The organism is Enterococcus xiangfangensis, assembly GCF_005405365.1.
GTDB lineage: Bacteria > Bacillota > Bacilli > Lactobacillales > Enterococcaceae > Enterococcus_A > Enterococcus_A xiangfangensis.
In genome coordinates this window covers 74447-86998 of sequence record NZ_BJDX01000007.1, presented here as the reverse complement: position 1 = coordinate 86998, position 12552 = coordinate 74447, and the positions used below count along the sequence as shown (strand labels likewise).

The window sequence follows — 12552 nt, the reverse complement described above, 5'->3', positions numbered from 1 at the left end:
GAAATGATGTATTATTGTTTTTGTAAACGCAAACAGAAAGGGGTTGCATTTTTTGTATTCAAGTATTTTGAAGGAAAACTACGATGTAGTAGTAGCTGGTGGAGGGATGTCTGGAACATTTGCCGCAATTGCCGCTGCGAGAAATGGTGCAAAGACATTAATCATTGATCAAAACGGTTATTTTGGAGGAACGCTTACAGCAAACGGAGTAGGTCCAATGATGACGTACTTTGCTGGGGATAAGCAAGTTATTTTAGGATTAGGACAAGAGATGGTCGAACGTTTGGTTGAACGGGGATATTCTCCTGGACATGTTCTAGATTCCACCAATTATATTTCTTACGTAACACCATTTTCAGCTGAGGGTTTAAAAATCGTTTTAGATGAGATGGTCAGTGAATCAGGCGCAGATGTTTTATTTCATACCTATCTAATTGGATTAGAAAAAGAGGCTGCCGAGATTAAGAGTATCTCGATTGTTAATAAGGATGGAATCAGCCAAGTTTCAAGTAAGATATTTATTGATGCAACGGGAGATGGTGATCTAGCAGTAATGTCAGAAGTACCTTTCCAATTAGGTCGAGAAACAGATAATGCGATGCAGCCGATGACGATGAATTTAAAAGTCTACGGTGTTGATACACAAAAACTACGTGCGGCAGTGTTAGATGATCCAGCAAAATTTCCACGATTAAATAGAGATTTGGATGTTATGAAAAATACAGAGATATTATCTTTCGTCGGATTTGATGATGAATTCAAAAAAGCTAAAGAAGAAGGTCGAATCAGTATTCCGCGAGAAGATATTCTTTTCTTTGAAACAAACGTTCCGGGAGAATTCATTATGAACACTTCACGAATCATTAATGAAAGCGGTGTATCAGCTGAAGGGTTGACTCGGGCAGAAATGATTGGTCGGAAACAATGTGAGGAATTGTATCACTTTTTAGTTGAGTCAGTGCCTGGTTTTGAAAATGCCCAAATCGCTTATAGTGGACCGAGCGTCGGTGTTCGTGGAACAAGACAGATCAAAGGAAAGTACACATTGACGAATCAGGATGTTTTAGAAAACAAACCATTTGCGTCAACCATCGCCCATTCCGGTTACCCAATCGATATTCATAATCCAAAAGGTGAAGGAACAGTTTCTGTGCATGCTAACCAAACTGAAGAGGTTGCTCATGAAAAATTTGATAAATCTGTATTTGATAGCTATTATCGTATCCCTTATGAAATCATGATCACAAATGAAATTAGTAACCTGATTGTAACAGGACGTTGTGTCTCTGCCTCGTTTGAAGCACAAGCTGCGATTCGTACGACACCAACGATGACAGCGCTAGGACAAGCAGCTGGAACAGCTGCAGCAATGGCCGCAGCAGACAACAAAGCAATTGGAGAAATCGACATCAAAGCATTACAAAATAAATTGATTGAGCAAAAAAGCTTTATCGAAGTCTAGGAGGAAAACAATGACAACAGTACAGTTAATAGGGATACTTTTAGTATTCTTCATTTTAGTTGGATTGATGATGACAAGAAAGGTACCGACGATCTTGGCTCTCCCTATCATGGCGATAGCAATTTCTTTAATCGCGGGAATCACGTTAATCTCGAAAGATCCAGAGCAATTTACAATCGTGAAAGATGTTTTAGAAGCTGGTTCAATGCGGATGTCTACAGCACTTTCAGGGTTAATCTTTGGATCATTGTTCGGAAAGGTATTGTCTAAAGTTGGGGTTACTGAAACAATTATAAAAAAAGCAGCAGAAATGGCGGGGGATAAAGCTTTACCAATTGCCCTATCATTTTTAGCAGTTTGTTCAGTTATTTTTGCAGCAAGTAACGGACTTGGTATGGTGATCTTAGTAGGGACAATTATTGTTCCAATCATGATCTCAGCAGGTCTTTCACCAATGGTCAGTGGAATCATTTTGTTACTGGCGAATGGGATTGGCGTAAACTTCTCAGTTTCAACATTAGCTGTTTATATCGATGTATTAGGATTAAAATTAAGTGAAGTTACTTCGTATTCATGGATGGTTGGTTTACCATTGATCATCATTTCAGTTATTATGGTTGTTTATTATGTTCAATTCAGTGGAAAACGTCGTAAAGCTTGGGCGATGCCGACAAAGCAAGGCAGAAATGGTCAAGTTCGCAGTATTGCTTTAATCTCACCGATTATCCCAGTTGTTCTCGTTTTTGCTTTCCAAGTTCCATTAGTAGCAGCAATTATTGTTGGGATTATCGTAACTTTGATTTTGAGTACACCAAAAAATCCGATCCATGTCGTGAGTAGCGCTTTTGTTGAAGGGATTCAAGAAGTTGCAGGGGCAGCAGGCCTAATGATTGGTATCGGAATGTTGCTGAATGCAGTAATGTCTGCTGAAGTATCAACTATTTTGCAGCCTGCAATTTCTATGATGATTCCTAAAAATCAGTTGATGTTTGTTTTGATTTTTGGGCTTCTTTCACCTTTAGCAATTTACCGAGGCCCATTAAACGTTTGGGGATTAGGTAGCGGAATTATTTCTTTACTTGTTGCAGGGGGAATGAATCCAATCGCTGCTATGGTAGCTCTACGTTTAGACAGTAACGTACAATCTGTTTGTGATCCAACTAACTCGCACAATGTCTGGGTCTCCGATTTTATTAAGACAGATGTCAATGAAGTAATGAAGAAAACTCTCGGATGGGTAGCGATATCCACCTTTATCGGATTAATTGTTGCTTCGTTCTTCTTATATTAATTAGAGATTGAAGGTAAAGAAAATGGGGAAAAAAGTAAGAATTGGAATCGATGTCGGTGGTACATTTACAGATGCAGTAGCGATTGACAACGAAACATATGAAGTAATTGCAAAATTAAAAATTCCGACTACTCATGAAGAAGGAGTAGCGCGAGGGATTGTAAAAATTATTCAGAAGCTTCTATCTGAAAATAATATCGCGCCAGAAGATGTGATCTTCATTGCACATGGAACCACTCAAGCAACCAATGCGTTGCTTGAGGGTGATGTAGCAAAAGTTGGAATTGTTGGTATGGGTACAGGAATGGACGCTCGAACTGCTAAAAAAGAAACTTCGATTGAACACATTGAACTGGCTCCGAATAAATACTTGCAATCTGAACATGTTTTTGTTGATTCAGCGAAATTGACAGAACAAGAAGTTGAAAAAAGTATTCATGAACTAGTAAATAAAGATTGTCAGGTAATTGTTGCCAGTGAGGCCTACTCTGTCGATGACCCTGAGAATGAAATGCATGTAATCCAAAAAGCTCAAGAAGAGAAACTATTTGCCACAGGCGGACATGAGATCTCTCAACTTTATGGTTTGAAAATGCGTACCCGGACAGCAGTTGTGAACGCGTCATTAATTCCGAAAATGATGCAGACTGCTAACATGACGGAATCAGCAGTCTTAGATACGAAAATCCAATCAGGGTTAATGATCATGCGTTGTGACGGTGGTGTGATGAGTATCAACGAAGTACGGCAACGCCCAATTTTAACAATGCTATCTGGTTTAGCTGCTGGTGTTGCGGGTGCATTGATGTATGAAAAAGTCAGCGATGGAATCTTCTTTGAAGTCGGTGGAACCAGTGTTGATATTTCTGTTATTAAAAATGGGAAAGTAATGATCAAGTATGCTCAAGTCGGAGGGCATAAAACGTATCTCCGTTCATTGGATGTTCGAACATTAGCCGTTGCTGGTGGAAGTATGATTCGTGTGAAAGACCAAAAAATCGTTGATGTTGGGCCGCGGAGTGCGCATATTGCTGGGTTAGAATACGAATGTTTCACTGATGTAAAAAACTTGGATGATCCGATGATCGAATTCGTTTCTCCTCGTGAGGGCGATCCGAATGAATATGTCGTTGTTAAAGGAACCGGTACCCATACGTATTCTTATACTTTAGCAGGAGCAGCGAATTTATTAGGCTACGTACCTGAAGGGGATTATGCCCAAGGAAATGCGGAAGCAAATAGAAAAGCTTGGGATACATTGGGAGCTTATTTGGGAACTTCTGCTGAAGAAGCCGCTAAAGAAGTGATGAACTTTGCAATGGAGAAATTAGAACCAGTCATTAATGATTTGATTGATGAATACGAAATGGATCGTAATTTTATTACGTTAGTCGGTGGTGGCGGATCTGGAGCGATCGTCGTTCCAGCATTAGCAGAATACTATGATTATAAATGGAAATTAGCAAAAAATGCGCCGTATATTTCAACGATCGGCGTTGCTTTAGCGATGGTCCGTGAGCAAATCGAGCGTTCAATCACGAATCCAAGCGAAAGTGATATTAAGAAAATTCGAGCAGATGTTATTGAGAAGATCATTCAGTCTGGTGCCAATGAAGAAACTGTCGAAGTCAATATCGAGATTGATACTCAACGTAATATTGTTCGTGCTGTTGCTACAGGTGCAACTGAATTGCGTCAAAAGAGTTTAGGCGCATTGGAAGTGACAGAAGATCAATTAAAAACAATTACATCAGAAGCATTGGGATTAGATACGAATAGTATTAAATTTGCGGGGAAAGTCGGTCGTTGGAATCTGATGGATGCGACAGTCATTAAGAAGAAATTCTTCTTTAAAAGCAAACGTACAAATATCTGTGTGGTTGATCGAGAGGGAGTGGTACGGTTCAAACACAGCAATGCTCATTATTTTAAATTCCCTAAGAATCAATCAGATAAAGAGTTTCTTTCTTTTATTGATGAACACACGATTTATTCAGACGCTAATGCAACGATTCCCAAAGTCTTCTTGTTCTTCAGAGAAAAAATGTTAGACTTAACTGGAATGCAGACACTAGAACAATTAACATCGATCATGGATGTTGAAACGGAAAATTTAGATACGAATGAAGAAGTCATTGCGGTAGCGTATAAATAAAAAGGAGCAACAATGGATTATTTTTCAGACGAATTTTTAGCTTATTTGGAATTGAAACAGGATATGCTGTTTCATAAAATACCAGCAGAAGTTATTTGGAGCTATCTTGAGAAATCTTTAGCAATTGGTAAAACCTTCGCTTCACAGCTAAATTCAAAGGATATCTTTGAGCTGTATGCGGAAAGTGATATTAAGATTAAAGAAGAAAAACATGATGGTGTTTTTTATAAAGTACAGATGCGGGCACAATTTGAGTCGGATCGAAAGGGTAACAATCTGGTTTATTTATACGAGAAATCCATTACTCAGTTGGCCGAGATGAATAAACTGAGTCTAAAAGAGATGAAGCGAATTATTTTGGCTCATGAATATTTTCATTATTTAGAAGAAAAAGGGAACAAACATGTCTATGATCAATTCATGCCGATTGAGAGTATAAAAATTCTAGGATTTTCTCAAAAAGCTCACATTCGTCGAACGAGTGAAATAGCAGCGAATGCTTTTGCAAAACACTTGTTGAGTCTAAAACATTTACCCAGCTTTTACGATTATCAGTATCTATTGAGAACAAACCAATTGTCGATGAAAGATATTGAAGAAGAATACGATCAATTTAATACGTTAGAAAGAACGCAAACAAACAGCTAGATGCAAAAGCGTCTAGCTGTTTGTTTCGAAAGGAAGATTAGATGTCAGAGAAAAGATTTGGAAGTATCGAAGCAGGTGGAACGAAATTTGTTTGTGCTGTAGGAAATGAACAGTTTGAAATTCTCGAAATTAGTATTTTTCCAACTGAAGCTCCGAAAAAAACAATGAAGCAAGTAGAAGAATTTTTTAGTCAATATCCAGTCGATGCGTTGAGCATCGGAACTTTTGGACCGGTGGATATTGATCACACATCTCTAACTTACGGAGAAATTTTAGCTTCTCCAAAAAAAGCTTGGCAGGGATTCAATTTTATTCAATCAGTCAAAGAATGGTTTTCAGATCCAGTTTTTTTAACCACCGATGTAAATTCGAGCGCCTATGGAGAATACGTGATGGGCAGTGCTAAAATGGTAGATTCCTGTGTCTATGTCACGGTCGGAACAGGTATTGGTGCTGGGGTGATTCAAAATAATCAGTTTGTTGGAGGGACGACTCATCTGGAAATCGGACATGGATTGGTCCATCGACATGAAGAGGATCTAGCCTTTGCTGGCGTCTGTCCTTATCACGGAGGTAGTTGTTTTGAAGGAGTAGCTGCTGGTCCAAGTATTGAAAAACGTACGGGAATCAGTGGTGAAGAGCTTCCGAAAGATCATCCTGTTTGGAAAATCGAAGCATATTACTTAGCACAGTTAGCTTATGATTTACGGGTAAATTTCGCACCCGCCAAAATTATTTTTGGTGGAGGGGTTATTAATGAACAGTTGATGGAAAAGGTCCGCGAACAATTTGAAGCAATTAATGCTGGTTATGTAACAGTTCCTGAATTGAATGGATTTATCGTTGCTTCGACATTTGAAGATAACGCAAGTGCAACGATTGGAAATTTTGCCTTAGCCAAAAAAATACTCATGGAAAGTAAGAAAGCATAAAAATACTCAATCAACTCTAAACGGTTGATTGAGTATTTTTATTACCATTCATAAATAGCCGAATCAGCGGATTCATAGGAGTTAATAATCGTATCGCTGCTTAATTTTCGCTGCCGCAAACTACGGTTATCCCGCAAAATCGTCGCGAAAATAATATCGAACACTAAAGAGATCATCGTGGAGTTGGTCAATACGAGCGAGTTGTTCGCGGACATGTGGTCTGGAATAATAAACTTGATATCGATCATATCACTAACCTTTGGATTGTCGTTACTGGAGATCAAAATAGTTTTTACATCTTTTCGTTTGATCTTCGTCAAGAATGGAATAATGTCTTTGGTGATCACTGATGGAACGACTGCGATCAGTACCGAATCACTACTCATATTTTCAATCGCCAACTGTGTTTCTAAGTTCTCTTTTAGAGTCGTAACTTCCATCCCTAATTGTCGTAGTTTGAAAGCAAATTCCTTACTAACAAAGGAAGTGTTGTAGATCGATAAAATGAATACTTTGCGATTGAGTGTAATCATTGAAGCAGCATCTTCAATATCTTTAGCATCCAGCATTGCACATGTATTCGTTAACATTTTTTGGTAATCAAGCGTTACATATTCGATCAGGTTCGATTCGTCGAAGGACTTTTCTTGATCCTCCAAATGAGTCATGCTATGAGCTAAAGCGATCTTAAATTTATTGAATCCTTTAAAACCAATTTTCTTACTAAAGCGATTAATGCTAGCCTCTGAAGTATTAGTTTTTTTGGCTAAATTTGTGATGGTATTTGAAATAACATATTCAGGATTTTCAATTACAAATTTACTGATGTCGTGTTCACTAGAAGTAAAACTTGATTCTAATGATTTTATTTTTAATAATACAGCGGATTGCATGTCATCTCCTCGTTTCTTTCCCCATTATATCAATAAAACTAAGTACTGAGTAGTTAGTTAACTTAAGTTTTTTGAAAATAGAATGTTGGAGGAGAGAATTTAAATAAATAGTCTCAGGAAGACTAAATACATAGATCTTGCATCAAGAAGACGATGGCTATTAATAGTTATAAAAAACAAGGAGACTCAGATTGTCGTGCGCCAATTCTAGCAAAAAAAGCGCTACTCAGTAGACAAACAAAAGAGAAATCAGATGAACATTTGAACTGCAAATAATGATTCGAAACATTGAATTATAAATGATGTATTTTTTAAATGTAATTATTTTAATGTAATAGTTATTTAATATACATCAACAAATAGATCTATTGCTACTGTTAAATTATAATAAACTTTAAAAAAATATTGACAATATCGGAAATTTGTCAAATTACTGCTATTAAATTAATGGAAATACTTGAAATTTAAAGAGAGTAGAGTATACTAAACACATTTTAGTGTTGATTTTTCAGATATATTTTGGATATAAAGTGAATAAATTCAAATGAAATGTATGAATTGTAAACGCTCTAACGTTTTTTTATTTATTAATTTAATCGGGGGTTATTATTATGAAAAAATTGTCGTTAAGTTTTTTATTCTTAAGTCTTACTGCTAGTTTATTTGTTGGTGGAGGTTATAGTGCTTTAGCAGATACAACAACACCAAATGCGACAACAAGCAATGAAACTGATAATGGTCAAGTCGACGCATCAACTACTGCTTCAGTATTCTTTGAAGGAGGCACAATTAGTTTGTATCACGTTCAAGATGCTGCTAAATTTAATACTGATGCGACAGCTTTTAATGCTGGAACGATTTTTACCAATGGTTTGAAAGCAACAGCAACAAATAAGGTGACAGCTACGGTTGATGATTTTCTTGGTCAAGAAAATGGTGCATGGACATTAACTGTTGCAAAAGGAAAATGGGCAGCTGGTGAAAAGGGTGCGGCTTCAGGTGCGACAGCCTTAGATAAATCTGCTCAATTAACTGTAGATGCGGGTGAAATTACCACTGATGGAATAAAGTATGCAACTGGTGATGAAGGTCACAATGAATTGACTCCGCAAGATTTAGAACTTTCAATCGATAAAGGAACGGTAGTAAAAGCTGGTTCTTATACGAATACGTTGACTTGGAAACTATCGAATTCAGTAGCCGAAACACAGGATTAAGGTGACTGTTTATGAGATTAAAGCGACCATCCGTACTAACATTAGTACTAGGTATTTTATTGATAGCATTGATGGTTCCAGTGAAAGTGCAGGCTGCTAGCCTGCCTTTTTCGATTCGTCCTGTTATTCCTCAAGCGCAACGTGATACCTCTGAATCTTTTTTTGATGTAGTCGTTGCACCAAGTGAATCAACCGAGTTACAGGCACAGCTAGTCAATAATACCGATCAACAAATTCAAATTCAGGTTAAGGTGAATACCGCACAAACTAGTGACAATGGGATCGTCGTATATGGCGCAAAAGAGCAAAAAGATACGGCACAATACTCGCTGACCGATTATCTGAAAGGTCCCGATAAAATAACGATTCCAGCTAAGGGTACATATCTATATACCGCACAGTTGACGATGCCAACAAATCAACTGCCGGGTGTAATGGCAGGTGCTTTGACATTTAGTCCAAGTAATCAGACCGATACGACGGAGGACAAGTCAGGATTGTCCGTTGTTAATCAATATAATTATGAAATTGCCGTGATTACACGTAATGTGAACCAAACTTGGCAGCCAGAATTGAAAATAGGTCAGGCAAAAATTCAGCAGCATGAGTATCAAAACACGCTGGCTGTCCCACTTCAAAATATTTCAGCTACCTTTTTGAATCAATTGCATGTTGAAACACAGGCAATCAATTTGACGACGGGTAAGAAGTATCAGCGAACGGCAGACAGTATGCAAATGGCCCCTAATTCGCAGTTTGACTATCGATTGGAATTGCCCAGTGCGACAGCGGGTAAATATCGTGTGACAACAAATGCGTACTATGTAAAAAGTTCTACCGGTGAATACAAAGATTCTGCTGGAGAAACGTATAAATATAAACTTTCACAAGAATCAACTTTGATAGTTAGTCCAGAAAAAGCGAAAAAATTAAACAAGAAATCGGACCAAGCAAAAGGTGGTCGTCCATGGATGATTTATGCCATCATCGCCGGCTTTGCTCTTTTGATCTTGATCATTATCTTGCTGTTGATTTTGCTGCTTAGGAAAAATCGAAAGACAAAGAAACTATAGCCGAAGGGAGGAGAGCTTAGATGCGATTACTACGTAACGTGATGCTAGTCATATTTTTGCTGTTTTTAGGTGTGTGTTGCACAAGTTCTCCGACCCATGCGGCGGCCAGTTATGATTCGAATACACTAATGGCCTATGATATTCCCGATGAAGTAATCCAAGTGATTTTAGATAACAGCACTTACTCAGATGGGACAACGCCTAGCAGTCGCGGACAAACGCCCGCTTCATTTACGATTGGGGATGTCGAGCAACTCGTTACGATAAGCCTTGCCACACGGAGTAAAAATAACAATGGAACTTATACTTCAACACCCAATGCTGCAATCGCAAACTGGGTCGCAAGTTTAACCAGTTCAAGTGGATATGATGTCTCAGATAATGCCTATAGATTGAATGCTGCCGGTACAGTTGATTCAGTTACTGGTTCGTTGACAACTAAAGAACTTACCTTTGATTCGCACAGTGCGGGTTCAGGCTATCGACCACCTTTTAATTTCTTAATGCAGATTCTTGCTTCAGCAACAAATGCTACTACCGTTGATCTGACCGGAATGACATCAAAAATAACTAACACGACATTAGTCGAGCAGCTATTGTGTTTGTTTCAAACCGATCGCTTGCCAGCGCTGAAAACATTGATTTTAACTCATAATAATTTGGTTTCTACAACTTATTATAAAATGGCAAGTACAATTTTTGGTGTCACTGATGCGCAAAGTGTGACGACACTCGATTTATCTTATAATAACATGAAATATGATTCTACCTCTCTTGGTCAAAGTGCTTTTAGCATCATGAAAAAATTGACGAATTTAAACTTAGTTGGAAATGATGTTAATTTGATCTCTGGATGGTTGACTGATGCTTTGAATCAAGTAACGGGCAATGATGGTTCAATTGATATAAGCGATGGTCATTTAGATACGAATGACTACAACACATTAAACACAATTATGGTCCTACTCAATGCTGGTAAAGGTGATATTAGTCTGAATGACGAGACGATCAACGATGTGTTTGTTTCGGTACCACTTTATGGCACCCCCGCACAACCAACAGTTGATGTCATTACCAAATACTTACCACAATTGACAGATGAAACAATTCGAAATCTGATCGATAATAATCGTAACGTAGCCGCCAATCCAGAGTTCAAAAAAATGTTGGAAGAAATGCTTAACGGACATACAAAACCACCCGAAAGCAATTCACTTCAAGTCGAAGGTGGACTAAATTTTGGTCAGGATAATAAACTGTCACAAATAGGGACTGCAGATATCGTTGCAAAAGATTCTATTAAGTTGTCGGCTACAATAACTGCAGGCAGCAGCTTGATGGTTTCTGTGAATCAATGGGTAGGAACTGAAGATGGGAGTACGTTCAATGCAAGTTTGATAGTGCCCGCATATGATAGTTATTGGAATACGTTTGTAGTTGATACGGACAAAAAAGTGCTTTATCAAAATACGACAGCTCAAACGGTTAAGATCAATAAAGAAATCGTAGGGCTTACCCTAAATATTCCAGCAGATCAGCAGACAAAAATACACGCAGAAATTTCTTACAATACGACCATTAACTGGAGTATCAGTAATAACGTAGCTAAGACCCAAAATTAAAAATGACATCTGAGTGAAAACTACATCAACATCTGTGATTAACCAATTGAGTATAGAGAAAATGTTGGAAAGTAAGACTCTTTGTCAAATCGTGTCGGTGAAAAACTTGAATAAGAATTAGTCGTGTATGCGGTGCATTCTTTGCACCGCATATTTTTTTATTTTCAAAATTAATGAAAAAGTTAGTATAGAAATCATGTTATTATATCCAAATTTAATCATTCGCTGTTATAGATCAGAATGAAAATGTTACTTGACAACCAAAACAGAACAGCACATAATTTGTCCAAAGGATTGTGTAGGAGGTAACATAGGGGTGAATATGAAGGTAGACATGAAAAAAATGCATACTATTGGCGAAGCAGCTGACATCTGTTATGTTTCTAGAAAAACGTTACGCTTTTATGAAGAACTTGGATTGCTTGTTCCAGATCATGTTAGTCCACAAAATAATTATCGGTATTACAGTGAGGATACAGTAATGCTGATTCCTATTTTGAAGTACTATAAGCAAATGGGTTTTCACTTACAGGAAATGACAGGATTATCTGATACAAATGACTATTTTTTTCATCAACGTAATTTTCTCAGTAAACTAGATAGTTTAAAAAAAGAAGAGGAACGGATTCAAAATTGTTCTGAAGCAGTATCTGATTGGATTAGCTTGCTAAATGAGGGTACGATAGCAATGGAAAATCAGATGGGCAGTATTAATCTAAAGTACATTGAGCGTGAACACTTTTATTTTTTGGAGGAATCTTTTGAATACGATTACAAAAAATCGATTATTAATATTAATTGGACGAATTATTTAGAAAAATCAGAGAGTGAAATCACTGGACCCGTTATTTTAGAATTTTCAGATTATCAAGCTAAGGCTGAAGGTAGAATTAGAGAAGCCACCATTATGCAAAAGCCTGTTCGTAATAGCAAATTCTTATTGCCCCGCCGAGATTTTGGCGGTCAGATGTTTTTATGTATGTATCATCTAGGTAATCATCGAACAATCGACGAAAAGTATCGAATTTTAGTGGATTGGGCATTAGAGCACAAGTATCAAATTGGTCCTAACTGTTATGAACGTTATGTGATTGACTTTTGGTCGACCCAAGATCCTAATAAATTTGTGACAGAAATTATGGTACCGATAATAAAATAATAGAGAAACTAAGCATTTTCGAATGCTTAGTTTTTTTTGTCTGAATTAAAAAAGATATGAAAATAATATGAAAAAATGAAAACTAATCTGTCATTGTCTC

At 37.4% G+C, this 12552-nt stretch carries 10 protein-coding genes; 9 read left to right on the top strand and 1 reads right to left on the bottom strand.

Annotated features, from left to right (window positions below; genetic code table 11):
- Nucleotides 1–52 precede the first annotated feature (52 nt).
- Genes FFM68_RS09600 through FFM68_RS09580 form a run of 5 tightly spaced genes read left to right on the top strand, consistent with a single transcriptional unit; the run spans nucleotide 53 to nucleotide 6488 of the window.
- Nucleotides 53–1462, top strand: a complete 1410-nt coding sequence (locus tag FFM68_RS09600; protein ID WP_239585149.1) for an FAD-dependent oxidoreductase — start codon at nucleotides 53–55, stop codon at nucleotides 1460–1462.
- 10 nt (nucleotides 1463–1472) lie between these two features.
- The gene (locus tag FFM68_RS09595; RefSeq protein ID WP_137619124.1) at nucleotides 1473–2753 is read left to right on the top strand and encodes a citrate transporter; all 1281 of its coding nucleotides are present in this window, start codon (nucleotides 1473–1475) and stop codon (nucleotides 2751–2753) included.
- A gap of 22 nt (nucleotides 2754–2775) precedes the next feature.
- The gene (locus FFM68_RS09590; RefSeq protein WP_137619123.1) at nucleotides 2776–4908 is read left to right on the top strand and encodes a hydantoinase/oxoprolinase family protein; all 2133 of its coding nucleotides are present in this window, start codon (nucleotides 2776–2778) and stop codon (nucleotides 4906–4908) included.
- A 12-nt stretch (nucleotides 4909–4920) separates the two neighbouring features.
- Nucleotides 4921–5556: a hypothetical protein gene (locus FFM68_RS09585; protein ID WP_137619122.1), complete on the top strand. Its 636-nt coding sequence runs from the start codon at nucleotides 4921–4923 to the stop codon at nucleotides 5554–5556.
- A gap of 41 nt (nucleotides 5557–5597) precedes the next feature.
- Entirely contained in the window at nucleotides 5598–6488 is an 891-nt protein-coding gene (locus tag FFM68_RS09580) for an ROK family protein (RefSeq protein ID WP_137619121.1), read from the top strand.
- Between the two features lie 41 nt (nucleotides 6489–6529).
- On the opposite strand, the gene FFM68_RS09575 is transcribed toward FFM68_RS09580, so the two are convergent.
- Nucleotides 6530–7381, bottom strand: a complete 852-nt coding sequence (locus FFM68_RS09575; protein ID WP_137619120.1) for a MurR/RpiR family transcriptional regulator — start codon at nucleotides 7379–7381, stop codon at nucleotides 6530–6532.
- Nucleotides 7382–7992: 611 nt separating this feature from the next.
- Here FFM68_RS09575 and FFM68_RS09570 point away from each other — a divergent pair.
- The 4 genes from FFM68_RS09570 to FFM68_RS09555 all read left to right on the top strand — a co-directional run bounded on the left by FFM68_RS09570 (nucleotide 7993) and on the right by FFM68_RS09555 (nucleotide 12452).
- A complete protein-coding gene (locus tag FFM68_RS09570; RefSeq protein WP_137619119.1) occupies nucleotides 7993–8598 on the top strand; it encodes a hypothetical protein in 606 nt (201 codons plus the stop codon).
- Between the two features lie 11 nt (nucleotides 8599–8609).
- Entirely contained in the window at nucleotides 8610–9671 is a 1062-nt protein-coding gene (locus FFM68_RS09565) for a DUF916 domain-containing protein (RefSeq protein ID WP_137619118.1), read from the top strand.
- A 20-nt stretch (nucleotides 9672–9691) separates the two neighbouring features.
- Nucleotides 9692–11293 carry a leucine-rich repeat domain-containing protein gene (locus tag FFM68_RS09560; RefSeq protein WP_137619117.1) on the top strand — a complete coding sequence of 534 codons (1602 nt, stop codon included), beginning with the start codon at nucleotides 9692–9694 and terminating at the stop codon, nucleotides 11291–11293.
- A gap of 322 nt (nucleotides 11294–11615) precedes the next feature.
- A complete protein-coding gene (locus FFM68_RS09555; RefSeq protein ID WP_239585154.1) occupies nucleotides 11616–12452 on the top strand; it encodes a MerR family transcriptional regulator in 837 nt (278 codons plus the stop codon).
- The last annotated feature ends 100 nt before the right edge of the window (nucleotides 12453–12552 follow it).

Excerpts from the sequence above, each read along its gene's own strand:
- FFM68_RS09595 (WP_137619124.1), top strand. The coding sequence starts at position 1,473 with ATGACAACAGTACAGTTAATAGGGATACTTTTAGTATTCTTCATTTTA.
- FFM68_RS09590 (WP_137619123.1), top strand. The coding sequence starts at position 2,776 with ATGGGGAAAAAAGTAAGAATTGGAATCGATGTCGGTGGTACATTTACA.
- FFM68_RS09585 (WP_137619122.1), top strand. The coding sequence starts at position 4,921 with ATGGATTATTTTTCAGACGAATTTTTAGCTTATTTGGAATTGAAACAG.
- FFM68_RS09580 (WP_137619121.1), top strand. The coding sequence starts at position 5,598 with ATGTCAGAGAAAAGATTTGGAAGTATCGAAGCAGGTGGAACGAAATTT.
- FFM68_RS09575 (WP_137619120.1), bottom strand. The coding sequence starts at position 7,381 with ATGCAATCCGCTGTATTATTAAAAATAAAATCATTAGAATCAAGTTTT.
- FFM68_RS09570 (WP_137619119.1), top strand. The coding sequence starts at position 7,993 with ATGAAAAAATTGTCGTTAAGTTTTTTATTCTTAAGTCTTACTGCTAGT.
- FFM68_RS09565 (WP_137619118.1), top strand. The coding sequence starts at position 8,610 with ATGAGATTAAAGCGACCATCCGTACTAACATTAGTACTAGGTATTTTA.
- FFM68_RS09560 (WP_137619117.1), top strand. The coding sequence starts at position 9,692 with ATGCGATTACTACGTAACGTGATGCTAGTCATATTTTTGCTGTTTTTA.
- FFM68_RS09555 (WP_239585154.1), top strand. The coding sequence starts at position 11,616 with ATGAAGGTAGACATGAAAAAAATGCATACTATTGGCGAAGCAGCTGAC.